Consider the following 23,459-nt stretch of genomic DNA (forward strand, 5'->3'; position numbering starts at 1 on the left):
GCGAGGCGCGCCCGGTCGTCGGCCGTTCGCTCCGGGCTCGTTCGCTCCGGACTCGTTCACTCGAAGTCGATCCGCAGCGGCGGCCCGGCACCGGCGACCCACAGCGGCGGGCCCGGCACCGGGTCAGCTCACCGCCCCGCCGCCGGCCCGTACCATCCCCGTCTCGTACGCGAGGACGACCACCTGCACGCGGTCGCGCAGGCCGAGTTTGGTGAGGATCCGGCCGACGTGCGTCTTGACGGTCGCCTCGGAGAGCACCAGTCGCCCCGCTATCTCGCCGTTCGACAGCCCCTGCGCCACCAGCAGCATCACCTCGCGCTCCCGGGCCGTCAGCCGCTCCACCTCCGGATGCGTCGGCTGGGCGCTGCTGCTCGGCAGCATCGGGGAGAAGCGGTCCAGCAGCCGCCGGGTCGTGGACGGCGCGACGACGGCGTCCCCGCTGTGCACCGCGCGGATCGCGTTCAGCAGCTCGCCCGGCGGCACGTCCTTCAGCATGAATCCGCCGGCCCCGGCCTTGAGCCCGGAAAACGCGTACTCGTCCAGGTCGAAGGTCGTCAGGATGATCACCTTCGGCGCCCCGGGCTGGGCACAGATCCGCCGGGTCGCCTCGACACCGTCGAGCCTGGGCATCCGTACGTCCATCAGTACGACGTCCACCTCGGTGGTGCGGAGCCTCTCCAGCGCCTCGGCGCCGTCCCCGGCCTCCGCGACGACCTCCATGTCCGGCTGCGCGGCCAGCACCATACGGAAGCCGGTGCGCAGGAGCACCTGGTCGTCGACGAGCATCACACGGATCGACATCTACGGTTCCTTCGTCCAGTCAAGCGGGGCCAGTGGGAGGCGGGTTCCCGAACCCGGGGTCCGGGACCCGGGCCTCGTGGCCGGGGAGCGGCGGCCGGGTCGGTACGGTCGGCGGACCGTCGGTCGTCGGTACGCCGGGGCTCGGTACACCTCGGTACGCCGAGGCTCGGTACACCGGGGCTCGGGGCTCACGCCGATTTCAGGGGCAGCAGCGCGCTGATCCGGAAGCCGCCGCCCGGCCGGGGCCCCGCGTCCAGCGTCCCGCCGACCATACCGACCCGCTCGCGCATACCGATCAGCCCGTGTCCTCGGCCGTCGGCCCCGCCGTCCTCGTACAGCTCGTGCGCGGCGCCCCGTCCGTCGTCCTCGATCAGCAGCCCGAGGCCGTCGTCGAAGTAGACCAGCCGCACGCTCGCGCCGGCCTCCGGACCGCCGTGTTTGCGGGTGTTGGTGAGGGCCTCCTGGACGATGCGGTACGCGGTCAGCTCGACCCCGCTGGGCAGTTGCCGCGCGGTCCCCTCGACGCGGAAGTCCACCGTGAGGCCGGCCTCGCGCACCTTCTCGACCAGCTCCTGGATCTGCTGGACATCGGGCTGCGGCACGTACTCCCCGCTCTCCTCGGCGTCCCCGGTCCGCAGCACGCCCAGCAGCCGGCGCATCTCGGCGAGGGCCTGGCGGCCGGTGCTGGAGATGGTCTCCAGGGCCTCCTTCGCCTGGTCGGGCGCCGCGTCCAGGACGTAGGCCGCGCCGTCCGCCTGGACGACCATCACCGAGACGTTGTGCGCGACGACGTCGTGCAGCTCGCGCGCGATCCTGGCCCGCTCGGCCGCGACGGCCACCTTCGCCTGGGCCTCGCGCTCCTTCTCCAGCCGGGTGGCGCGCTCCTCCAGCTGGTCGAAGTAGGCGCGCCGCAGGCGCATCGAGTCCCCCAGCACCCAGGACAGGACGAAGGGCACGCTCAGCACGATGGTGAAGAAGACCGCCCCGGCCGCACCGGCGCCCCTCACGGGCCAGCGCAGCTGCGAGAGCGGGGTGGCGAGGATGCCGCCGACGAGCGCGAACCGCGAGGCCCACCGGGCCGCGCCCTCCGCCCGCACGGTGTAGATCACCACGAGCATCGCGAAGTCGGCCGGGTTGAGGGGCACGTCCAGGAGCAGCTGCGCGACGCCCAGCGCCGCGACGAGCAGCAGCGTCTGCTCGGGCCAGCGGCGGCGCAGCGCGACGGTCAGGCTCAGCAACGCGACAAGGCCGATGGCCACCAGCCGGGAGGCGGCGCCGGAGAACGCCTGGACCGTCCACAGCATCGAGAACCCGAAGAGCATCACAGCCCAGAAGCTGTCGACGCCCGTCGGGTGACGGCGGAGGAAGTCGTAGAAGCGCTGCACGTAACCCAGAGTAGGGAAGCGGAAAAGGCCGGCGGGTCAACCGGAGGGTCGATCCGGACGGCGGAAGCCTACTCCCCAGGGTGGACACTTGGCGTGTGGTGGACGACGTGACGGACGAGACGCCCCGGCCCAGCGGAAAGCGGAACGGCCCCGGGCAAGGGGACGACGCCGGGCACGGCGACGGCTCCGGGCACGACGACGGCTCCGCGCATAGCGGCGGCCCCGGGCCGGGGCGCGGCGGAAGCCACGGCAGCGCCCCCGCCGGAAACCGCGGCGGAAGCCCCGGTCGGCGCACCGGCCGATACGACGGCGGTGGCCACAGTCGACGGCCCGGTGCGAGCCACGACGGCACGGCCGTTCCGTGGAGTACGGCCATGGAGCGGGCCCTGTACGGTCCCGGGGGCTTCTACCTGCGGCCCGAAGGCCCGGCCGGTCACTTCCGTACCTCCGTGCACGCCTCCCCCCTCTTCGCCACCGCCGTCGCCCGGCTGCTGGCTGCCACCGCCCGCCGGCTGGACACGGACGAGGTCGCGGTCGTCGACATCGGCGCGGGCCGCGGCGAGCTGCTGACCGGGATCCTCGCGGCGGCAGGGGACTGCCTGGACGGGCTGACGGTCCGGCCGTACGCCGTCGAGCGCGCCCCCCGTCCCCCGGGCCTGGACCCCCGCATCGAGTGGTGTGCGCACCCTCCGGCCGGGGTACGCGGGCTGCTCTTCGCCAACGAGTGGCTGGACAACGTGCCCCTCGACATCGCCGAGACCGGCCCCGACGGGGTCGTACGGTACGTCCTCGTCCGGCCGGACGGCACCGAGGAGCCCGGCGAGCCGGTCGAGGGGCCCGACGCCGACTGGCTCGCCCGCTGGTGGCCGGCGGCCGGGCCCGGCACCCGGGCGGAGATCGGCCGGTCCAGGGACGAGGCGTGGGCGGACGCCGTGGGCACACTGGAACGCGGGCTGGCGGTCGCCGTCGACTACGCGCACGCACGGGAGGCCAGGCCGCCGTTCGCCACTCTGACCGGGTTCCGGCGCGGCCGGGAGGTGCCGCCCGTGCCGGACGGGTCGTGTGATCTCACCGCCCATGTCGCGCTGGACTCCTGCGCGCTGCCGGGCGGGCGGCTGCTCGGGCAGCGCGCGGCTCTGCACGGTCTGGGTGTGCGCGGTGAGCGGCCCCCGTTGGCGCTGGCGGCCACCGACCCGGCGGGGTACGTACGCGCGCTGGCGGCGGCCGGCCAGGCGGCGGAGCTGACGGCGCGCGGCGGACTCGGCGACTTCGGCTGGCTCGTACAGCCGGTGGGGATCGAGGTGCCGGAGGCGCTCACAGGCCCGGGAGGGCCGGCCGGGACCGGCGCCTCGGACCGCTCCGCAGCGTCCGGTCTCTCCCAGGCCGCGGACCGCTCCATGGCCTCGGGCTCCTCTGAGAGACTGGGGGCATGACGGAGACCACCCGCACGACGGTCGGCATCGGCGGTGCCGCGGAGAGCACCGACATGGTGCTCAACATCGGCCCGCAGCACCCTTCCACCCACGGTGTGCTCCGGCTGCGGCTCGTGCTCGACGGCGAGGTGATCCGGGAGGCGGAGCCGGTCGTCGGCTATATGCACCGGGGCGCCGAGAAGCTCTTCGAGGCCCGGGACTACCGGCAGATCGTGATGCTCGCCAACCGCCACGACTGGCTGTCCGCGTTCTCCAACGAGCTGGGTGTGGTGATGGCCGTCGAGCGGATGCTCGGCATGGAGGTGCCGGAGCGCGCCGTCTGGGCCAGGACGCTGCTCGCCGAGCTGAACCGGGTCCTCAACCATCTGATGTTCCTCGGCTCGTACCCCCTCGAACTGGGCGGTATCACACCGGTCTTCTACGCGTTCCGGGAGCGCGAGGAGCTCCAGAACGTGATGGAGGAGGTCTCCGGCGGCCGGATGCACTACATGTTCAACCGGGTCGGCGGCCTCAAGGAGGATCTGCCTGCGGGCTGGACCGACCGGGCCCGGCGGGCGGTCGCTCAGGTCCGCTCGCGGATGGACGTGTTCGACCGGCTGGTGCTCGGCAACGAGATCTTCCGGGGCCGGACCCGGGGCGTCGGCGTGCTGGCACCTCGGACGGTGCACGCGTACGGGGTGTCCGGGCCGATCGCGCGCGCCTCGGGCGTGGACTTCGACCTGCGGCGCGACGAGCCGTACCTCGCGTACGGCGAACTGGGCGACACGCTCACCGTGGTCACGCGCGAGGAGGGCGACTGCCTGGCGCGGTTCGAATGCCTGCTGGAGCAGACGCACAACGCGCTGGCCCTGGCCGACGCCTGTCTGGACCGGCTCACGGAGCTGCCGCCCGGGCCGGTCAACCAGCGGCTGCCGAAGGTGCTCAAGGCGCCGGAGGGACACACATACGCCTGGACCGAGAACCCGTTGGGCATCAACGGCTACTACCTGGTGTCGAAGGGCGAGAAGACGCCGTACCGGCTCAAGCTGCGCTCCGCCTCGTTCAACAACATCCAGGCGCTGACGGAGCTGCTGCCCGGGACACAGGTCGCCGACATGGTCGCGATCCTGGGCTCGCTGTTCTTCGTGGTCGGCGACATCGACAAGTAGGTCCTGTCCCCAAGTAGGTCCTGTCCCCCTTCCGCCCTTCCTTCCGTTCCTCCGTTCTTCCACGGGTCTTCCACGAGCCGTCGGCCGGCGGCTGGTGACCGGCCGTCGCTCAGGAGCTGATCCTGTCGCGCAGTCCGCCCAGGGGGAACTGCTCGGTCTCGTCGTGCGCGGTCAGATCGATGACCTTGCCGACGGCCCGCCCCTCGCTCTTGCGGCGCTCGGCGAGCACCTCCTCGCCCACGACATCCGCGAGGTCCTCGCGCTCGACGCTCTCCAGGCTCTCCCGTTCGGCGCTCGCACCCGCCGGCGTCCGGGCCCCGCCCTCGTCCGGCGCGTCCGTGGCGGCCCGCGCGTCCGTGCCGTCCGGGGTTCCCGCGGCGTCCTTCACGTCGGCGGCATCCCTCGTGTCCGCCGCGTCCGCCGCCTCCGCCGCGTCCATGGCCTCCGTACCCTCCGGCATGTCCGCGTCGACGGCCGGAGCGGGGCCCGGGTCCGGGGCCTGCCCCGTCGGCGTGTCCTCGTCACCGCCGGTGCCCCGCGCGGCCGGCGCGCCCTGCGTGCCGAAGAAGTCGAAACCGCCCTCAGGGCGGCGGACGGGGCGGGTCGCGGAGTACGGGACGATCGCGGACGCGGCGGGCACCCGGGGAGTGGGGAGGGCGGGCGCCGGACGGCTGTGCTGCTCGCCCCCGGCACCCGCCGCGTGCTTCCCCTGCGGTTCGTCCGCCTCGGCCGCCCGCTCGGCGAGGTCGCGCTGCCGGGCGGCCTCCACGGTCCGTCTGGCCTGCTGTGCCGCGCCGTTGCGCGAGAGCTCGTCCAGCGCCCGCGCGGCGCTGACGTACACCGCCGCCGTGGGCGTGCCCCCCGCGCCGGCCAGCAGGGCCTTGGGCTCGGCGGCCGCCTCCAGCGCCAGCCGGCGCCGGCCTTCCAGCGCCGAGGCGCGTTCGGTCTCCGCCGTCGCGTACCGGCGCAGCAGCGCGGCGTGCTCCCCGCGCAGCCCGGCCAGTTCGACGCGCTTGGAGCGCAGCTTGGCCTCCAGCTTCACGCGCAGCTCGCGCGCCTCCTCGACGTCGGCCTCCAGCTCGGCCACGCGCTCGTCGGTCTTCCACTGGTCGCTGTCCCGCGCGCGCGTCAGTTCGGCGACCCGGCGGCCGGCGCTCCGGTCCCAGCTCCTCATCAGCACGGCGCCGGTGACGGCGGCGACGGCCGTCGCCGCGACCAGACCGCGCAGGACCACGGGCTCCGAGAGGAACCAGGCGCCGGCGGCGCAGAGAACCGCGGCTCCGGCGACCGCCGACGGCGGCAGAAGCTTGTGGAGGGGTGGCGAATGGCGGTGGCGTCCACGTGGCATGGCCTGAAATTTACCGTGCTCGGACGCGGATTGGGGGCCCGGTCGGACAATCTTTCCCGGCTCGTCACACGCGTCGCCTTACGCGTCGTCATACGCGTTGCCATACACGTCGCCATACGCTCCCGCGCCCCGCCTTCGCGGTGCGGCACCACCTCGCCTATTCGCCCTTGGGGGCCTTACCGGCCGCCCGGAGTCCGGACTACTTCCCGACCAGTCCCTTCGACTCGAGGTATTCCTTGGCGACGTCCTGCGGTTTGGCCCGCTCGGCATCGACCCTCAGGTTCAACGCGGCGAGATCTTCCGTGGTCAGAGTGTCCGTGAGCTTCCCGAGGGCCGTGGCTATCGCCGGGTCGGAACCGGCGTCCTTGGCATGGACGACCGGGAGGACGTTGTCCGCGTTCTGGAGCTTCTTGTCGTCCTCCAGCACCACCAGGCCGTAGGAGTCGAGCGTGCCGTCCGTGGTGGTGGTCAGGACCAGCTGGTCCACTCCGTCCTTGACCGCCTGCTTGGCCTGCGGGGTGCCGACGCCCTTCGGGTCGATGCCCGCCACGTCGATGCCGTACGTCTTCTTCAGTCCCGGGGCGCAGAACGGCCGCACCTCGCACTCGTCGCCCGCCGCGATCTTGACCTTGATCTTCGACTTACCAAGATCGGAAAGGGACTTGAGGTCGTTCTTCTCCGCGAATTCCTTGGAGACCGCGAATGCGTTCTGGTCGACGGCCTTGCCGGGCGGCAGCACCTTCAGCCCCCGCGGCTCGGCGAGCTTCTTCAACTCCGCGACGGTCGCCGCCGCGTCGCTGGACGCCAGCGGCTTGGTCTCCGCCGCCTTGGCCCCGTTCACCTTGGCATTGAGGAATTCCGTGAGCGTCGCGGCGTATTCGGGCACCACGTCGATCTCCCCCTTCTCCAGGGAGGGTTCGTACAGCTCGCGGTTCTCCACGGTGGTGACCGAGGTGCCGTAGCCGGCGTCGCCCAGGACCTGCGCGTACAGCTCCGCCAGCACCTTGGACTCGGTGAAGGCGGCGGCCCCGACGACCAGCGAGCCCTTCTTCCCGTCCGCGGATCCCGAGCCCGCCTCGGAGCCGCCGTCCTTGCCCTGCTCCAGGCTGTCGCCGCCGCACGCGGCCAGGGACCCGGTCAGGGCCACCGCCGCGAGGACCGCCCCCGCGAGGCGCGCGGGCCCGGACGCCTTGAGGGCGTGGAATGCCTCGCCGGCCCTGGCGGGCCTTGAGGTCGTGTGCGTCGCGAGTCGCGAGGTCTCGTTCAAGAGGATCACCTTTTCCCATCGATCAGCCGGTCCAGCAGCACCAGCGCGCCTTCGACCAGGAGCGCCAGCAGCGCCACCAGCAGGGCGCCGGCGACCACCTGCGGAGTGTTGTACGTGTTGAAGCCGGCCGTGATGATCCGGCCGAGTCCGCCCTGCCCCGCCATCGCCGCGATCGTGGCCGTGGCCACCACCTGGACGGAGGCCGAACGCAGGCCGGTCATGACCAACGGGTACGCGAGGGGCAGTTCGACGCGCAGGAACAGCTGGCCGCCGGACATGCCCATGCCCCGGGCGGCCTCCACCACCGCCCTGTCCACCTCCCGCATCCCCACGTACGCGTTGGTCAGCAGGGGCGGTACGGCGAAGAGCACCAGCGCGATGACCGTGGGCACCGAGCCCGCGTTGCGCAGCGGCGAGACCATGAACAGCGCGAGCACGGCGAACACGGGGACCGCCCGGCCCACGTTGGAGATGTTGACGGCCAGCGCGCCGCCCTTGCCGAGGTGGCCGAGGCCCAGGCCCACGGGCAGCGCCACGGCACAGGCCAGCGCGAGAGCGACCCCGCTGACGAACGCGTGCTCCCCGAGCCGGTGCCAGACCCCGCCGTCGCCCGTCCAGTGGGCCCCGGTCGACAGCCACGTCCAGGCCTCACCCAGCACGCCCACGGTCAGCCCCCCGCCTTCGTCGCACCGGCCGGTCCGGCCGTCGCCCCGACGGAGCCGACGCGGGCCGTACCGGTACGAGCCGTGCCGGGACGGGCCGAGTCGTCGGAGGTTCCGCCGCTGCCGCCGCCGCTCTGGCCGGGCCCGCCGCCATGCGACGTACTCGTGTCACGTACATCACGCGTGTCATGTATGTCACGCGTGCCGCGTATGCGCGTCCACGGGGTCAGCAACCGCTGCACCCCGAGCAGCAGCAGGTCCGCGACGACCGCCAGCAGCACGCACAGCACGGACGCCGTCAGCACCTGGGCCTTGAAGAAGCTCTGGAGGGCGTCCGCTATCAGGTTGCCCAGCCCGCCCCGGCCGACGATCGAGCCGACCGTGGTCAGGGCGACCGTCGACACCGTCGCGATCCGCAGCCCGGCCATCAGCGCGGGCAGCGCGAGCGGCAGCTCGACCTCCCACAGCAGCCGTCCCCGCCCGTAGCCCATCCCCAGGGCGGCCTCGCGGGCCTCCTCGGGCACGGCCGCGAGTCCGGCCATGATGTTCCGCACGAGAATGGTCAGCGAATACAGCACGAGCCCGGTGATCACCAATGCCGCGGACAGCCCGAACAGCGGGAGCAGCAGCGAGAACATCGCCAGCGAGGGAATCGTGTAGAGCAGGGTCGTCAGGCCGAGCACCGGCGCGGCGAACGACGGCCTGGCACGCGCCAGCAAGGCCAGTGGAAAGGCCACCAGCAGCCCGATCGCGACGGAGGCCGCCGTGATCCACACGTGCTGCACGGTGGCGTCGATCAGCTCCTGGCCGCGGGAGCGGAGGTATTCCCCGCAGATCCAGTCATTGGCCGCCAAGCACCCTTGCGCGGGCATCCGTCACCGCCTCCCCCGTTCGTTCCCGTCCTCAAGTCCTCACCCGGTTTTTCCGGACTCCAGCGACCCTATCCCCGACCACTGACATTCGCCGTGGCCCGCCACATTCCAGCAACATGGCCTTCACACGACGCGTCGCACAATGGGGAACCATGATCCGATTCGAGCACGTCACCAAGCGGTACCCGGACGGGACGACCGCTGTCGACGACCTTTCCTTCGAGGTCGCCCAGGGCGAACTGGTCACGCTCGTCGGACCGTCCGGCTGCGGCAAGACCACGACCATGAAAATGGTCAACCGCCTCGTCGAACCGTCCGAGGGACGGATATTCCTCGACGGGGACGACATAGCCACCGTGGATCCGGTCCAGTTGCGCCGCCGTATCGGCTATGTCATCCAGCAGGTCGGACTCTTCCCGCACAAGACCGTGCTGGAGAACACCGCCACCGTCCCGCACCTGCTCGGCTGGCAGCGCGGCAAGGGCCGCGAGCGCGCCGCCGAACTCCTCGACCTGGTCGGCCTCGACCCGTCCGTCTACGGCGACCGCTACCCGGACCAGCTCTCCGGCGGGCAGCGCCAGCGCGTCGGCGTGGCCCGGGCGCTGGCCGCGGATCCGCCGGTGCTGCTGATGGACGAACCGTTCGGCGCGGTCGACCCGGTCGTACGGGAGCACCTGCAGAGCGAGTTCCTGCGGCTCCAGGCGACGGTCCGCAAGACCGTGCTGTTCGTCACACACGACATCGAGGAGGCGGTGCGGCTCGGAGACCGGATCGCCGTCTACGGACAGGGGAGGATCGAGCAGTTCGACGCCCCGGCCGCGGTGCTCGGCGCGCCGGCCACGCCGTACGTGGCGGACTTCGTCGGCGCCGACCGCGGGCTCAAGCGGCTGTCCGTGACCCCCATCGAGGTCGGTGATCTCGAACAGCCGCCTGTGCTGCACCTCGACGACCCGCTGCGCCGCGCCGCCACGAAGCTCGCGGAAGAAGGCGCGCGCTGGGCCGTGGTTTTGGACGGGGACGACAACCTGCACGGCTGGATCTCCACCGAGCGCGCCGCCGCCGGGGCCGAGGACGGGTCCGTACGGGAGCACGCCCGCCGGATGGAGGCGTGGCTGCCCGTCGGCGCCTCCCTCAAGCAGGCGTTCGCGACGATGCTCCAGCACGACGCGGGGTGGATCGCGGTCATCGACGAGGAGGAGACGGGCCGGTTCCTCGGGGTCCTCACCCCGGCCCGGCTGCACGAGGCACTGCGCCGGTCGATCGACGCGGACGCCCAGGCGATCCCGCGGACCGAGGTGGAGTTGGAGACGGTGCGCCCGAACGCCGTCTGACCACCGGCCGCGACCGATACGACCGACGCGACGGCGGCCGATCCGCACACCGCGAGGCCGGTACGCGGCCCGGCCCGTACCCCGTGGGACGCGTACGGGCCCCGCGGGATCCGCACGTCGCGGGGCGCGTACTCACTCCGCGCTCAGCCGGCCGCTCAGCCACTCCAGCGCCGGCGGGATCTCGCGGCGCCAGGTGTTGAAGTTGTGCCCGCCGCTGTCGAGGATGATCGACGAGACGTGCGTCGGCGCCTTCACCTTGCCGATGAACGCCTGCGTGGCCGCCAGGTTCCCCTCCCCCTTCCGGGAGCTGGTGACCAGCAACGACGTCCTGCCCCGCGGCAGGTGGTCCAGGCTCCACAGCAGGTCGGCCCGGTGGCGCAGGTCCTGCTTGCCGTGGAAGAGGTCGCCGGTCGTCGGGTCCTCGGCCGCCTTGTAGTACGCGGAGAGCCCGGCGCCCGCCGCGTACCGGTCCGGGTGGTGCAGCGCGACCTTCAACGCGCAGTAGCCGCCGGTGGAGTTGCCGATGATGCCCCAGTGGCGCGGCCCGGACCCGACCCGGTACGTCTTCGAGATCACCCGGGGCAGGTCCTCCGCGAAGAACGTCTCCGTCCGCGGCCCGCCCGGGATGTCCACGCATTCGGTGTCGCGCGGCGGCGCCACGGTGGGCCGCAGCATCACCAGGACCATCGGCTGGACCTTGCCTTCCTGGGCGAGCTGCCAGGCGGTGGCCGGGTAGTTCAGCCCTTTGAGCAGGTTGTCCGCCACGCCCGGGTAGCCGGTGAGGACCACCGCGGCCGGGAAGTGCCGGCGTTCGAACTGCGGGCGGAAGTACTCGGGCGGCAGGTAGACGTACGCGGTGCTGTCGATCCCCGAGGCCGGCCCGCTGACCACGATCTTCTGGAGCCGGCCGGACACCGCAGGCCGCCCGCCGCCCGGCACGGGCGGCTTCCGGGTCTCCAGCACCGTCATGTTCGCGCCGCCGGCCCCGTGGTCCACGACCGATCCCAGGCCCTGCTCCTGGCCGAACAGGTCGGCCCAGGAACCGTAGAAGAGGAACGACTTGTTCGCGGCGAGCCCCACGGCGGCGAAGAGCGCCAGCTGAGTGGCGAACAGCAGGCCGACCCGACCGAGCACGGCGCGCGGCGTACCGCGTGCCAGCCTCGGCCACAGCCAGACGGTGGCGACGAACAGCAGCACGGCCAGCAGCACGGCCAAGGCCAGGACTTTACGGCTGGTAAGACCCATGGGGATCGAACTCTCTCCCGGGAGATTTTCCTGAACGCAGAGGAACCCGCCCTCCGGAAGCCCCGTCCTAGAGGTCGCAAATGGTCCGGCGTCCGCACAGATGGGGATGGTCCGGACACAACACTCTCTCGCGGAGCCACGGGAAGCGATGTCTGTGACGCTAGATGGGGATAAATCGGGATCGGTTCCGGATCGCACGCAGCGGTCCCCGGGGACAGCCCCGGCCCACGAGGTCCCCCGTCCGCCGCGCGCACACCCGTCGGGAGGCCGTCCGTACGCGCCGGCGGGGCATCCGAATTCGCCGGGAGGCCATGCGTATCCGCCGGGAGGCCGTCCGCACCCGCCGGAGGGCCGTCCGCACCCGCGGCTCCTCGGGGCCCGGGTACGGCGGCTGACGCGCGGTCCCCGCGCCGAGTCCGTGCCCGCCCTGGTCGGCCGGGCCTGCACCGCCGTCGGACTGATCGACATCGCCGCCGGTGTCTTCCCCCGCTTCCGCCACAGCCGGGTGCACACCCTCGCCGAGGTCCTGCCCGGCGCGCTCGGCCCGTTCGCCGCCGCGTTGTCGCTGAGCGCCGGCGTCCTCCTGCTGCTGCTCGCCCACGGCCTCAAGCGGCACAAGCGGCGGGCCTGGCGAGCCGCCGTCGTACTGCTGCCCGCGGGCATCGTGGGCCAGCTCGGCTACCGCCACTCCCTCCTCGGCACCGCGCTCTCGCTGCTGCTGCTCGGCCTGCTGCTGCGCCACCGCGACCAGTTCACGGCGCTGCCCGACCCGCGCAGCCGCTGGCGGGCGCTCGCGAACTTCGTGCTGATGGGCGCGGGCTCGATCGGGCTCGGCCTGGTCATCGTCAGCGCGCACCCGCACCGGACCATCGGCGACCCCGGCCTGACCGACCGGCTCGAACACGTGCTGTACGGACTCTTCGGCCTCACCGGGCCCGTCGGCTACCGCGGCACCGTGGACGGCACCGTGGCCTACTCGCTCGGCTCCCTCGGCCTGCTCACCGCCCTCACCACCATCTATCTGGCCTTCCGCCCCGAGCATCCGGCCGCCCGCCTCACCGACGACGACGAGCGGCGGCTGCGCGCCCTGCTCGACCGGCACGGCGGCCGTGACTCCCTCGGCCACTTCGCGCTCCGCCGCGACAAGGGCGTGGTCTTCTCCCCCAGCGGCAAGGCGGCCGTCTGCTACCGGGTCGTCTCCGGGGTGATGCTCGCCAGCGGCGACCCCGTCGGCGACGTGGAGGCCTGGCCGGGCGCCATCGAACGCTTCATGGACGAGGCCAAGGCGCACTCCTGGACGCCCGCCGTCATGGGGTGCAGCGAGACCGGCGGCCAGGTGTGGACGCGGGAGACCGGCCTGGACGCGCTCGAACTCGGCGACGAAGCGGTGGTGGACGTGCCGGATTTCTCCTTGCGCGGGCGCGCCATGCGGAACGTGCGCCAGATGGTGGGACGCATTGAACGCGCCGGGTACGAAACGCGCGTACGACGCGTCCGCGACCTGTCGGCGGACGAGCTGGAACGCATCCGCCGAGCCGCCGACGAGTGGCGCGGCACGGACACCGAACGCGGCTTCTCCATGGCGCTCGGCCGCATCGGTGACCCGGCCGACGGCGACGCGGTGATCGCCACGGCTCACAAGCGCGACGACCGGGCCGAGCAGGTCCCGCACCCCCGCGACGACCGGGCCCCCGGCCCACGCGGTGGCAGACAACAGGAGCCACAGGGCGACCCACCCGCCGGCCGGTCCGACGACGCGCACCCCTACGGCGACCTGAAGGCCGTCCTCCACTTCGTCCCCTGGGGCCCGGACGGCATGTCGCTCGACCTGATGCGCCGCGACCGCTCGGCCGACCCGGGCATGAACGAACTGCTCATCGTCGCCGCCCTGCACGAGGCACCCGCCCTGGGAGTGGTACGGGTCTCCCTCAACTTCGCGATGTTCCGCTCCGCCCTCGCCCGTGGCGAGCGACTGGGCGCCGGGCCGGTGCTGCGCGGCTGGCGCGCCCTGCTGGTCTTCCTCTCCCGGTGGTTCCAGATCGAGTCGCTCTACCGCTTCAACGCCAAGTTCCAGCCCCGCTGGGAGCCCCGGTACGTCGTCTTCCGCTCCACCGGCGACCTGCCCAGGATCGGGCTCGCGGCGATGCGCGCCGAGGGCTTCGTCTCCCTGTCGCTGCCCCGGCCCCTGCGCCGTCTGCGCCGGCACCGCCCGCCCCAGCCGTGCGCCCATGTCACCGGAGCCACGGACGACCACGAGGTCCGGACGGCGTAAGGCGCGGCCGGGTCCCCTCTAGGGTGGACGTATGAGTACCTTGCGCGCCACGCCCGTCCAGGGTCTGCCGGAGTGGGACCGGTGTGCGGTGATGGGAGTCGTCAATGTGACACCCGACTCCTTCTCCGACGGCGGCCGCTGGTTCGACACCTCCACCGCCGTCAAGCACGGGCTCGACCTCGTCGCCGAGGGTGCGGACCTGGTGGACGTCGGCGGTGAGTCGACCCGGCCCGGTGCCACCCGGGTGGACGAGCACGAGGAGCTGCGACGCGTCCTCCCCGTCGTCCGGGGGCTGACGTCCGAGGGCGTCGTCGTCTCCGTCGACACGATGCGCGCCTCCGTCGCCGAGCGCGCGGTCGAGGCCGGCGCCGTCCTGGTCAACGACGTCAGCGGCGGCCTCGCCGACCCGGCCATGGTGCCCGCCGTCGCCGCCGCCGGGGTCCCCTTCGTGGTGATGCACTGGCGTGGCTTCAGCGAGGACATGAACGCCCGCGCGGTGTACGGGGACGTCGTCGCCGAGGTCGTCGCCGAACTGGGCGCGCGGATGGACGCCGTGGTGGACGGCGGGATCGCCCCGGAGCGCATCGTCGTCGACCCCGGCCTCGGCTTCGCCAAGCACGCCGAACACGACCTGGAACTCCTCGCCCACCTCTCCGACCTGCGGGCGCTCGGCCGCCCGCTGCTGGTGGCGGCCTCCCGCAAACGGTTCCTGGGCCATGTCCTCGCGGGGGACGGCGGCGCCCCGCCGCCCGCCAGGGAACGCGACGCGGCCACCGCCGCGGTCTCCGCCATCGCCGCCCACCAGGGGGCCTGGGCGGTCCGGGTCCACGAGGTACGGGCGACGCGGGACGCCGTCCGGGTGGCGCGCGCGGTCGAGGGCGCGCTGTGACCGCCCGTACGGAAACCGAAGAGGTCGAGCGGGCCAACACCACGTTCTACGAGGCGATGGAGCGCGGCGACTTCGACACGCTGTCCGGGCTCTGGCTGGAGGGGGACGACGGGATCTCCTGCGTCCATCCGGGCTGGCCGGTGCTCAACGGCCGGGGCGACGTGCTCCGCTCGTACGCCCTGATCATGGCCAACACCGAGTACATCCAGTTCTTCCTGACCGATGTCTCGGTGGCCGTCCGCTCCGACACCGCCGTCGTGACCTGCACGGAGAACATCCTCAGCGGCGGTCCGGCCGAGGAGAACGGCGACCTCGGGCCGCTCGTCGGCCAGCTCGTCGTCGCCACGAACGTGTTCCGGCGCACGTCCGAGGGCTGGAAGATGTGGGCGCACCACGGCTCCCCCGTACTGGCCGAAACCGACGAGGAGCCGGACGACGAGACACCCGCGTGAGTGGGCGGGCGGCCCCGGGTGATTGACCATGGGGCCGCGCGGGTACGGGCGACTGGCGACCGGCGGGTGACGGGTGACGGCTCGGGGGCGGGAAGGGGCCACCGCCGAGTGCCGTCCGCCACCCTGGGGCCGCGCTGTCGGTGCCCGCGGGTAGATTCGAGGCACGGCACCGAACCGGGTGCCGCCCGGACCGGACCGCGGTGTTCCGCCCGCCCGACGACAGCAGGAGTGATTCGCGTGGATCGTGTCGCGCTGCGCGGCCTCAAGGCCCGCGGGCACCATGGCGTCTTCCCCCGGGAGCGCGAGGAGGGTCAGACCTTCATCGTCGACGTGGTGCTCGGCCTCGACACCCGCCCCGCCGCGGCGGCCGACGACCTCACGAAGACCGTCCATTACGGAATCGTGGCCGAGGAGGTCGTGGAGATCGTCCAGGGCGATCCGGTCGACCTGATCGAGACCCTGGCGGAGCGCATCGCCCAGCGCTGCCTGAAGCACGACGGTGTACGGGAGGTCGAGGTGGTCGTCCACAAGCCCGACGCCCCGATCGCCGTACCGTTCGACGATGTGACCATCACCATCACCCGGAGCCGAGCATGACCGCCTTCTCCCCCCACGGGTCACAGAGCGACCCGACCGTCCAGCCGGTGCCCGCCTCCGTGGTCGCGCAGGTCGACGCCGCCGACACCACGCTCTCCAATCCGAAACGGGCCGTGGTCTCCCTCGGCTCCAACCTCGGCAACCGGCTGGAGACGCTCCAGGGCGCGGTCGACGCCCTGGAGGACACCCCGGGCCTGCGGGTCAAGGCCGTCTCGCCGGTGTACGAGACGGAGCCGTGGGGCGTCGAGCCCGGCAGCCAGCCGTCGTACTTCAACGCGGTCGTACTGATCAAGACGACCCTGCCGCCGTCGTCGCTGCTGGAGCGCGGCCAGGCCATCGAGGAGGCGTTCGCCCGGGTCCGTGACGAGCGCTGGGGCCCGCGCACGATAGACGTGGACATCCTGGCGTACGGGGACGTCGTCTCGGACGACCCGGTGCTCACCCTCCCGCATCCGCGGGCGCACGAGCGCGCCTTCGTGCTCGCCCCGTGGCACGACGTGGAGCCGGAGGCCCAGCTCCCCGGCCGCGGCCCGGTCGCCGAGCTGCTGGCGGAGGTCGGCAGCGGCGGCGTCCAGCCCCGCGCCGACCTGGAACTGCGCCTTCCTGAGTAATCGTTAGGCTCGTGACGCACGGGCCGGTGCGACGCGCCGGCCGATGCGGTTCGCCGGTACGACACACGCCGGTACGACAAGGCGAAGGGCGGCTTTCTCGGTGAAGCAGTTGCGGATCGGCGTGCTGGCCGGCCTGTTCGTGGTGGCGGGCGTGCTCTCCTGGGCCGCCGCCCGGCTCTGGGACTCCTTCGGCACCCTGCCCAGCGTGCCGCTCGCCGCGCCCATCGTGCTCGCGGCGATCGCCGCCGTGCTGACGGCCACCGCGCTCTCGCTCCGAGCCCGCTTCAAGGCCCAGCGCGAGCGCCGCCCCGAGGCGAAGGGCGTCGACCCGCTGATGGCCGCCCGTGCGGTCGTCTTCGGCCAGGCCAGCGCCCTGGTCGCGGCGCTGGTCTCCGGCATCTACGGCGGCGCGGGCGTCTTCCTGCTGGGCTCCCTCGACATCCCGGCCCGCCGCGACCAGGCCGTCTACGCGGGCTTCTCGGTCGTGGCGGGCATCGCCGTGATCGCCGCGGCCTTCTTCCTGGAGCGCGTCTGCAAGCTTCCGGAGGGCCCGGACGACGACAACGACAAGAACGGCACGGCCCCGGCCGGGCCCGTCTGAGCGGGGAACGTACGGCGGCATCGGGGCAGCCCGGAACGTACGGCGGCTCAGCGCGTCTGATCAGGCTCAGCGCGCCATGATCAGGCTCATCGCCTCCGCACGTGTCGCGGAGTCCCGGAGCTGACCGCGCACCGCCGACGTGATCGTCTTGGCGCCCGGCTTCCGCACACCGCGCATCGTCATGCACATGTGCTCGCACTCGATGACCACGATCACACCGCGCGGCGCGAGCGCCTCCATCAGGGAGTCGGCGATCTGGGTCGTCAGCCGCTCCTGGACCTGCGGCCGGCGGGCGAACACGTCCACTAGCCGGGCCAGCTTCGACAGTCCGGTGATCTTGCCGTCGGCCGACGGGATGTAGCCGACATGGGCGACACCGACGAACGGCACGAGATGATGCTCACAGCTGCTCATCACCTCGATGTCCTTCACGAGCACCATCTCGTCGTGCCCGAGGTCGAACGTCGTCGTCAGCACGTCCTCGGGGTTCTGCCACAGCCCCGCGAATATCTCCTTGTACGCCCGCGCCACCCGGCCCGGGGTCGCCCGCAGTCCCTCGCGGTCCGGATCCTCGCCCACCGCGATCAGCAGTTCGCGCACGGCGTTCTCGGCCCGCTTCTCGTCGAACTCGCGGACGGGGGTGTCCCGCTCCAGCGCCACCGGGTCGGTCATCTGTGCCTCGTTCCTGTCCCGTCCTGTTAAGCGGACATGCGAATGCCGCGCCCCCACAGGCTAGAACCTGGGGTGCGCGGCATCCATTCCGGGCCTGTCGGGACGGACCGGTCAGCTCTCGGCCGAGGCCGGTCCGTCCCGCCGTCCGTCAGCTCTCCGGGCGGTCCTCCGGGACGGCCTCGGTGGGCGGGGTCTCGCCGCCGGTCACCGCCGGCATGCCGCCGTTGGCCCCGGACGCGCCGTTGGTCAGCGCCAGCTCCTTGGGCGAGAGCACCGGCGGCCGCGTGGAGGGCGTACGCCGCGAGGAGCCGGTCCACGCCGGACGCGACGGCCGCTTGACGACGGTCGAGAAGATCTCCGCGATCTGGTCCTTGTTGAGCGTCTCCTTCTCCAGGAGCTGGAGGACCAGGTTGTCCAGGACGTCCCGGTTCTCCACAAGGATCTCCCACGCCTCGTTGTGCGCGGTCTCGATCAGCTTCTTGACCTCGTCGTCGACCAACGCCGCGACCTCTTCCGAGTAGTCGCGCTGGTGCGCCATCTCCCGGCCGAGGAACGGCTCCGTGTTGTCGCCGCCGAACTTGATCGCGCCGAGCCGCTCGGTCATGCCGTACTGCGTGACCATCGCCCGGGCCGTGGCCGTGGCCTTCTCGATGTCGTTGGCCGCGCCCGTGGTCGGGTCGTGGAAGACCAGCTCCTCGGCCGCGCGCCCGCCCAGCATGTACGCCAGCTGGTCGAGCATCTCGTTGCGCGTGGTCGAGTACTTGTCCTCGTCCGGCAGGACCATCGTGTAGCCCAGCGCCCGGCCTCTCGACAGGATCGTGATCTTGTGCACCGGATCGGAGTTGGGAGAAGCCGCCGCGACCAGGGCGTGACCGCCCTCGTGATACGCGGTGATCTTCTTCTCCTTCTCGGACATGATCCGGGTCCGCTTCTGCGGGCCCGCCACCACCCGGTCGATCGCCTCGTCCAGGAAGTGGTTGTCGATCAGCTTCCCGTCGCCGCGCGCCGTCAGGAGCGCCGCCTCGTTCAGCACGTTCGCCAGGTCCGCGCCGGTGAAGCCGGGCGTACGGCGGGCGACGGCGCCCAGGTCGACGTCCGGGGCGACCGGCTTGCCCTTCTGGTGGACCTTGAGGATCTCCAGCCGGCCCTGCATGTCGGGGCGGTCGACGGCGATCTGCCGGTCGAAGCGGCCCGGGCGCAGGAGCGCCGGGTCGAGGATGTCCGGCCGGTTCGTGGCGGCGATCAGGATGACGCCGCCCTTCACGTCGAAGCCGTCCATCTCCACGAGCAGCTGGTTCAGCGTCTGCTCGCGCTCGTCGTGGCCACCGCCGAGGCCCGCGCCACGGTGCCGGCCGACGGCGTCGATCTCGTCCACGAAGACGATCGCCGGGGCGTTCGCCTTGGCCTGCTCGAAGAGGTCGCGCACCCGGGAGGCACCGACACCGACGAACATCTCGACGAAGTCGGAGCCGGAGATCGAGTAGAACGGCACTCCGGCCTCACCCGCGACCGCGCGGGCGAGCAGCGTCTTGCCCGTACCGGGCGGGCCGTAGAGCAGCACGCCCTTGGGGATCTTGGCGCCGACGGCCTGGAACTTGGCCGGCTCCTGGAGGAACTCCTTGATCTCGTGGAGTTCCTCGACCGCCTCGTCGGACCCGGCCACGTCGGCGAAGGTCGTCTTCGGGGTGTCCTTGGTGATGAGCTTGGCCTTGGACTTCCCGAACTGCATGACCCGGGAGCCGCCGCCCTGCATCTGGTTCATCAGGAACAGGAAGACCACGACGATCAGCACGAAGGGCAGCAGCGAGAGCAGCACCGAGACGAACGGGCTCTGCTTCGACGGCGAGACCGTGTATCCCTTGGCGATGTCACCGCTCTGGTACTTCTTCTGCAAGGTCGAGGCGAGCGACGAGCCCTGGTTGCCGATGTAGCTGGCCTGGATCTTGTCGCTGCCGTTGACCTTCTGGCCGTCCTTGAGGTCGACCTTGATGATCTGTTCGTCACCTGTGGTCAGTTTGACCTGCTCGGCCTGGTTCTTGTCGATCGCCTGGACGACCTGACCGGTGTCCACCGTCTTGTAGCCGCCCGACGAGCCGACGACCTGCATCAGCACGACCACGGCGAGGACGGCCAGCACGATCCACATGACCGGCCCACGGAAGTATCGCTTCACGTCCATCCATACGGAGCGGAATCGCCCCGTCCCTCCTGCCCGTAGGTAAATGCCGCTGTGAGAAAAAAGCTGTTCTTCGGACGGTACCCCAGCATTGCCACCCGCGACCGCACGGGACGGCTGACAAACCCGCCTTCCACTGCTTCAACGCCGCGAAACGCTCCAGGGTTCCCGGCCCCGGGTCCCGCCCCCGGTCCTGTTCGGCCGGGAAGCGGCGGCCCGGGCCGGGACCGGGGGCGGGTCGTCGCCGGTCCGGGACCGGGGCGGGGCCGGGCCGGGGCCGTCAATACACGCCCTAGCCGCCGTACACGTGCGGCGCGAGCGTTCCGACGAAAGGCAGGTTGCGGTACTTCTCCGCGTAATCCAGTCCGTATCCGACGACGAACTCATTCGGAATGTCGAAGCCGATCCATTTGACGTCGATCGCGACCTTCGCGGCGTCCGGCTTACGGAGCAGGGTGCAGACGTCCAGCGAGGCCGGCTCCCGCGAACCGAGGTTGGACAGCAGCCACGACAGGGTCAGCCCCGAGTCGATGATGTCCTCCACGATGAGGACGTGCTTGCCCTTGATGTCGGTGTCCAGGTCCTTGAGGATCCGGACCACACCGGAGGACTGGGTGCCCGCCCCGTACGAGGAGACGGCCATCCAGTCCATCGTCACGGGGGTGGACAGGGCCCGCGCCAGGTCCGCCATGACCATCACGGCGCCCTTGAGGACCCCGACGAGAAGCAGGTCCTTGCCCGCGTACTCAGCGTCGATCTTCGCGGCCAGGTCGGCCAGCTTCGCGTCGATCTCTTCCTTGGTGATGAGCACCGACTGGAGGTCGTTGCCCATGTCCTTGTCGTCCACCCGCATCACTTTCGTCGTCGGCCAGGTGCCGGGTCCGGACAGCGCCGGGGACCCGGGAGACACAGCCGTAGAGCGTCAGCGCTTCAGCCCTGCCGGATGACAAGTCTGCCACCCTGCCTCCGGGCCTCGACCCGCCCGGGCAGGCTGATGGCCTTCTGGCCGTGCCAGCCCGTGATCAGGCGGTCGACCTCTTCGATGTGACGGGCGAACAGCGAACCTGCGGGGGCGCCCACGGCGATCACCGCGCGGCGCAGCACCCGGCGGCGGACGGCGGGCGGCAGCTCGTGGAGCCGGGCGCACACCAGCTGCCCCGCCTCGTCCCGCACGGACCGCTCCGCCTCGGTGGCCCAGCTGTCGAGGGCGTCGGCGTCGTCGCGGGAGAGCTGCGCGGTACGGGCCAGGGCCTCGACGACGCCCTTGCCGAGCGCCTTCTCCAGGGCGGGCAGCCCCTCGTGCCGGAGCCGGGAGCGGGTGTAGGAGGGGTCGGTGTTGTGCGGGTCGTCCCACACGGGGATCGACTGGACGAGGCAGGCCTTGCGGGCGGTCTGCCGGTCGAGCCCCAGGAAGGGGCGCCGGTAGCGGCCGGCCGTACCCGAGACGGCCGCCATGCCGGACAGGGAGCGGGTGCCGGAGCCCCGGGCGAGGCCGAGCAGGACCGTCTCCGCCTGGTCGTCGCGGGTGTGGCCGAGCAGGACGGCGGCGGCGTGATGGCGCTCGGCGGCGGCGTCCAGGGCCTCGTACCGCGCGTCACGGGCGGCGGCCTCGGGGCCGCCCACCCGCCGCCCGCCGTCGACGCGCGGGGAGGAGTCGCTGTGCGCCACGGGCGTCCGGGCGAGGCCGACGGTCACGGCGACGGATTCGACGGGGTCGAGCCGCATCGCGCGGAGCCGGGTGACGAGGTCACGGGCGCGGACGTCCGATCCGGCCTGGAGGCCGTGGTCGACGGTGACGGCACCGGCGCGGACGGAGAGCTTGGGGGCCTCGAAGGCGAGGGCCGAGGCGAGGGCCATGGAGTCGGCGCCGCCCGAGCAGGCGACGAGCACGAGCGGCGGCTCGCCGGTCCGGGACTCGCCGGTCCGGGAGGGGACGGTCCGGGACTCGCCGGTCCAGGAGGGGGCGGACTCGGCCGGGGTGCGAGAGGGATCAGCCAGGTCGGTGAGGATGTCGTGGAGTACGCGGCGGACCGCCAGGCGTATCGCCGCGACCGCAGGATGGGGACCCATGTCCGGTGCCCTTCGTGATGTTTTACGGGGGGTGCCTCGGCCGGAGTCAGGGCGGAGAACGTCACTCAGAGTGCGTCGATGGTGACAGAGCCGAGTCATTACCCGAGCATTGCACGCCTGTCCCCCACCCACGGTCCCTCGGATGGGTGATAGCTGAGGCGCGCCTGTGCCCGGGGGCGTGCCCCGGCCCGGGTACGGCTCAGGTGTCCGCCTTGCGATGCACCCGCGCGACCCAGTCCGCCGGTTTGGCGATCTCCGCCTTGGTGGGCAGGGTGTTCGGCGAGGTCCACACCCGGTTGAAGCCGTCCATGCCGACCTCCTCCACGACGGCCCGTACGAACCGCTCGCCGTCCCGGTACTGGCGCAGCTTCGCGTCCAGTCCGAGCAGCTTGCGCAGCGCCATGTCGAGCCGGCCGGCACCGCGTGCCCGGCGCTGCTGGAACTTCTCCCGGATCTCCGCGACCGTGGGCACGACCTGCGGTCCAACCCCGTCCATCACATAGTCGGCATGGCCTTCGAGCAGGGACATCACGGCGGTGAGCCGGCTCAGGACCTCGCGCTGGCCGGGCGTCTGCACCAGCTCCACGATGCTGTGGCCGTCGTCGTCCCGCTCGCCCTCGGGCCGGCCGCCGGCCAGCGACTGGGCGGCCTCGCGGAGCCGCTCCAGGAGGGTCATCGGGTCGACGTCGGTCTCCTCCAGGAAGGACTGGATCTCGCCCTGGAGGTGGTCGCGCAGCCAGGGGACACCGGTGAACTGGGTGCGGTGCGTCTCCTCGTGGAGCGCCACCCAGAGCCGGAAGTCGTGCGGATCGACGTCCAGTTCGCGCTCGACGTGGACGATGTTGGGCGCGACCAGCAGCAGCCGCCCCGCCCCGTCCGCGGCGGCCGGGAGGTCACGCGAGGCGGGCGCGAAGGTCTCGTACTGGCCGAGGACGCGGGACGACATGAACGACAGCAGCATGCCCAGCTCGACGCCGGTGACCTTGCCGCCGACGGCGCCCAGAACGGCGCCGCCGGCGCTGCCCGAGCGCCGCTCACGCATCTTGGCGAACAGGGGCGCCAGCAGCTCCCGGAACCCCGCGACATTGGCCTTGACCCAGCCGGGCCGGTCCACGACCAGGACCGGGGTGTCCACCGGATCGTGGCCGTCCGGCACCATCCGGGTGTACGCGCGGACATGGTCCTCGGACGCCATGGCATGCCCGCGCAGCTCGGCGACGATCTCGCGCGCCTCGTCCCGGCCGACCTCGGGTCCGGGCCGTACGAGGCGGGTCGCGGTCGCCACCGCGAGGTTCCAGTCGACCATCTCGGCACCACCGATGCTCGTCATGCGTCAACCGTACGTGCTCGGACCGGGGAGCGGAGAGGTCCGGACGTGGGGCCGGCCCTCTTTATTAGGGCTCGGTTCGCCTCCGGGGGCGCGGGTGCCGGGTGGCGGACGGGAAAACCCCGAGGTGGACCGGGGCGTCCGGTCACCACCGCGCGGCCTTCTTTTTCAGGGCTCGGTTCGCCTCCGGGGGCGCTCCAAGCCACTGTCGACGGTCGACCGTGCTCGGTTTGCTCGTACCTCACAAACCTCCGCGCGCTCTCCCTTTCGACAGCGGCCGCGCCCCCTTCGGCTCACTCG

At 72.1% G+C, this 23,459-nt stretch carries 21 protein-coding genes; 9 read left to right on the forward strand and 12 right to left on the reverse strand.

The window, feature by feature from the left end:
* Positions 1-123 precede the first annotated feature (123 nt).
* Positions 124-801 carry a response regulator gene (locus IG02_RS0132435; RefSeq protein ID WP_030756140.1) on the reverse strand — a complete coding sequence of 226 codons (678 nt, stop codon included), beginning with the start codon at positions 799-801 and terminating at the stop codon, positions 124-126.
* A gap of 188 nt (positions 802-989) precedes the next feature.
* A complete protein-coding gene (locus IG02_RS0132440; RefSeq protein ID WP_030756143.1) occupies positions 990-2,186 on the reverse strand; it encodes a sensor histidine kinase in 1,197 nt (398 codons plus the stop codon).
* Between the two features lie 374 nt (positions 2,187-2,560).
* Here IG02_RS0132440 and IG02_RS37190 point away from each other — a divergent pair, with 374 nt between their 5' ends.
* Together IG02_RS37190 and IG02_RS0132450 are read left to right on the forward strand one after the other, a co-directional pair.
* Positions 2,561-3,619: an SAM-dependent methyltransferase gene (locus IG02_RS37190; protein ID WP_078855013.1), complete on the forward strand. Its 1,059-nt coding sequence runs from the start codon at positions 2,561-2,563 to the stop codon at positions 3,617-3,619.
* A complete protein-coding gene (locus IG02_RS0132450) occupies positions 3,616-4,767 on the forward strand; it encodes an NADH-quinone oxidoreductase subunit D (protein WP_030756148.1) in 1,152 nt (383 codons plus the stop codon). The genes IG02_RS37190 and IG02_RS0132450 overlap by 4 nt, the downstream gene beginning before the upstream one ends.
* A gap of 109 nt (positions 4,768-4,876) precedes the next feature.
* On the opposite strand, the gene IG02_RS0132455 is transcribed toward IG02_RS0132450, so the two are convergent.
* The 4 genes from IG02_RS0132455 to IG02_RS0132470 form a co-directional block, all read right to left on the reverse strand.
* Positions 4,877-6,115, reverse strand: coding sequence for a hypothetical protein (locus IG02_RS0132455; protein ID WP_030756152.1), 1,239 nt, complete (start codon positions 6,113-6,115; stop codon positions 4,877-4,879).
* A gap of 199 nt (positions 6,116-6,314) precedes the next feature.
* Positions 6,315-7,262 (reverse strand): ABC transporter substrate-binding protein, encoded by a 948-nt coding sequence (locus IG02_RS0132460; RefSeq protein WP_030756154.1) that lies wholly within the window; start codon positions 7,260-7,262, stop codon positions 6,315-6,317.
* 125 nt (positions 7,263-7,387) lie between these two features.
* Positions 7,388-8,047, reverse strand: a complete 660-nt coding sequence (locus IG02_RS0132465) for an ABC transporter permease (protein ID WP_030756157.1) — start codon at positions 8,045-8,047, stop codon at positions 7,388-7,390.
* Positions 8,048-8,049: 2 nt separating this feature from the next.
* A complete protein-coding gene (locus tag IG02_RS0132470) occupies positions 8,050-8,916 on the reverse strand; it encodes an ABC transporter permease (RefSeq protein WP_078855014.1) in 867 nt (288 codons plus the stop codon).
* A gap of 152 nt (positions 8,917-9,068) precedes the next feature.
* Between IG02_RS0132470 and IG02_RS0132475 the strand changes: the two genes are divergently transcribed.
* Positions 9,069-10,247, forward strand: a complete 1,179-nt coding sequence (locus IG02_RS0132475) for an ABC transporter ATP-binding protein (protein ID WP_030756163.1) — start codon at positions 9,069-9,071, stop codon at positions 10,245-10,247.
* Between the two features lie 132 nt (positions 10,248-10,379).
* Here IG02_RS0132475 and IG02_RS0132480 read toward each other — a convergent pair whose 3' ends face one another.
* A complete protein-coding gene (locus IG02_RS0132480) occupies positions 10,380-11,492 on the reverse strand; it encodes an alpha/beta hydrolase (protein WP_030756165.1) in 1,113 nt (370 codons plus the stop codon).
* A 418-nt stretch (positions 11,493-11,910) separates the two neighbouring features.
* Between IG02_RS0132480 and IG02_RS0132485 the strand changes: the two genes are divergently transcribed.
* From IG02_RS0132485 to IG02_RS0132510, 6 genes are all read left to right on the forward strand, one after another.
* Complete coding sequence (locus tag IG02_RS0132485) at positions 11,911-13,764, forward strand: phosphatidylglycerol lysyltransferase domain-containing protein (RefSeq protein WP_420707812.1); 1,854 nt, start codon at positions 11,911-11,913, stop codon at positions 13,762-13,764.
* Between the two features lie 31 nt (positions 13,765-13,795).
* Positions 13,796-14,653 carry a dihydropteroate synthase gene (gene folP, locus IG02_RS0132490; protein WP_078855015.1) on the forward strand — a complete coding sequence of 286 codons (858 nt, stop codon included), beginning with the start codon at positions 13,796-13,798 and terminating at the stop codon, positions 14,651-14,653.
* Entirely contained in the window at positions 14,650-15,105 is a 456-nt protein-coding gene (locus tag IG02_RS0132495) for a nuclear transport factor 2 family protein (protein ID WP_030756174.1), read from the forward strand. The genes folP and IG02_RS0132495 overlap by 4 nt, the downstream gene beginning before the upstream one ends.
* Positions 15,106-15,342: 237 nt before the next feature.
* On the forward strand, positions 15,343-15,702 hold the full coding sequence (folB, locus tag IG02_RS0132500) for a dihydroneopterin aldolase (RefSeq protein ID WP_030756177.1): 360 nt from the start codon (positions 15,343-15,345) through the stop codon (positions 15,700-15,702).
* Complete coding sequence (folK, locus tag IG02_RS0132505; RefSeq protein WP_030756180.1) at positions 15,699-16,313, forward strand: 2-amino-4-hydroxy-6-hydroxymethyldihydropteridine diphosphokinase; 615 nt, start codon at positions 15,699-15,701, stop codon at positions 16,311-16,313. The genes folB and folK overlap by 4 nt, the downstream gene beginning before the upstream one ends.
* A gap of 100 nt (positions 16,314-16,413) precedes the next feature.
* Positions 16,414-16,914 carry a DUF3180 domain-containing protein gene (locus IG02_RS0132510; RefSeq protein ID WP_030756183.1) on the forward strand — a complete coding sequence of 167 codons (501 nt, stop codon included), beginning with the start codon at positions 16,414-16,416 and terminating at the stop codon, positions 16,912-16,914.
* A gap of 66 nt (positions 16,915-16,980) precedes the next feature.
* Here IG02_RS0132510 and folE read toward each other — a convergent pair whose 3' ends face one another.
* The 5 genes from folE to IG02_RS0132535 all read right to left on the reverse strand — a co-directional run bounded on the left by folE (position 16,981) and on the right by IG02_RS0132535 (position 23,162).
* Positions 16,981-17,586, reverse strand: coding sequence for a GTP cyclohydrolase I FolE (gene folE, locus IG02_RS0132515; RefSeq protein ID WP_030756186.1), 606 nt, complete (start codon positions 17,584-17,586; stop codon positions 16,981-16,983).
* A 148-nt stretch (positions 17,587-17,734) separates the two neighbouring features.
* Positions 17,735-19,765: an ATP-dependent zinc metalloprotease FtsH gene (ftsH, locus tag IG02_RS0132520; protein ID WP_030756189.1), complete on the reverse strand. Its 2,031-nt coding sequence runs from the start codon at positions 19,763-19,765 to the stop codon at positions 17,735-17,737.
* A gap of 289 nt (positions 19,766-20,054) precedes the next feature.
* Positions 20,055-20,615, reverse strand: coding sequence for a hypoxanthine phosphoribosyltransferase (hpt, locus tag IG02_RS0132525; RefSeq protein WP_030756192.1), 561 nt, complete (start codon positions 20,613-20,615; stop codon positions 20,055-20,057).
* Between the two features lie 77 nt (positions 20,616-20,692).
* On the reverse strand, positions 20,693-21,832 hold the full coding sequence (gene tilS, locus IG02_RS0132530; protein WP_030756195.1) for a tRNA lysidine(34) synthetase TilS: 1,140 nt from the start codon (positions 21,830-21,832) through the stop codon (positions 20,693-20,695).
* Positions 21,833-22,031: 199 nt separating this feature from the next.
* Entirely contained in the window at positions 22,032-23,162 is a 1,131-nt protein-coding gene (locus tag IG02_RS0132535; RefSeq protein WP_030756198.1) for a zinc-dependent metalloprotease, read from the reverse strand.
* Positions 23,163-23,459: the final 297 nt, after the last annotated feature.

Origin of the sequence: Streptomyces sp. NRRL F-5135, assembly GCF_000719775.1 — a bacterium.
Lineage (GTDB): Bacteria > Actinomycetota > Actinomycetes > Streptomycetales > Streptomycetaceae > Streptomyces > Streptomyces hebeiensis.

Coding starts and splice junctions, on each gene's coding strand:
- IG02_RS0132475 (WP_030756163.1), top strand. CDS start 9,069: ATGATCCGATTCGAGCACGTCACCAAGCGGTACCCGGACGGGACGACC.
- ftsH (WP_030756189.1), bottom strand. CDS start 19,765: ATGGACGTGAAGCGATACTTCCGTGGGCCGGTCATGTGGATCGTGCTG.
- IG02_RS37190 (WP_078855013.1), top strand. CDS start 2,561: ATGGAGCGGGCCCTGTACGGTCCCGGGGGCTTCTACCTGCGGCCCGAA.
- hpt (WP_030756192.1), bottom strand. CDS start 20,615: ATGCGGGTGGACGACAAGGACATGGGCAACGACCTCCAGTCGGTGCTC.
- folE (WP_030756186.1), bottom strand. CDS start 17,586: ATGACCGACCCGGTGGCGCTGGAGCGGGACACCCCCGTCCGCGAGTTC.
- IG02_RS0132455 (WP_030756152.1), bottom strand. CDS start 6,115: ATGCCACGTGGACGCCACCGCCATTCGCCACCCCTCCACAAGCTTCTG.
- IG02_RS0132450 (WP_030756148.1), top strand. CDS start 3,616: ATGACGGAGACCACCCGCACGACGGTCGGCATCGGCGGTGCCGCGGAG.
- tilS (WP_030756195.1), bottom strand. CDS start 21,832: ATGGGTCCCCATCCTGCGGTCGCGGCGATACGCCTGGCGGTCCGCCGC.
- IG02_RS0132470 (WP_078855014.1), bottom strand. CDS start 8,916: ATGCCCGCGCAAGGGTGCTTGGCGGCCAATGACTGGATCTGCGGGGAA.
- IG02_RS0132435 (WP_030756140.1), bottom strand. CDS start 801: ATGTCGATCCGTGTGATGCTCGTCGACGACCAGGTGCTCCTGCGCACC.
- IG02_RS0132535 (WP_030756198.1), bottom strand. CDS start 23,162: ATGACGAGCATCGGTGGTGCCGAGATGGTCGACTGGAACCTCGCGGTG.
- IG02_RS0132480 (WP_030756165.1), bottom strand. CDS start 11,492: ATGGGTCTTACCAGCCGTAAAGTCCTGGCCTTGGCCGTGCTGCTGGCC.
- folK (WP_030756180.1), top strand. CDS start 15,699: ATGACCGCCTTCTCCCCCCACGGGTCACAGAGCGACCCGACCGTCCAG.
- folP (WP_078855015.1), top strand. CDS start 13,796: ATGAGTACCTTGCGCGCCACGCCCGTCCAGGGTCTGCCGGAGTGGGAC.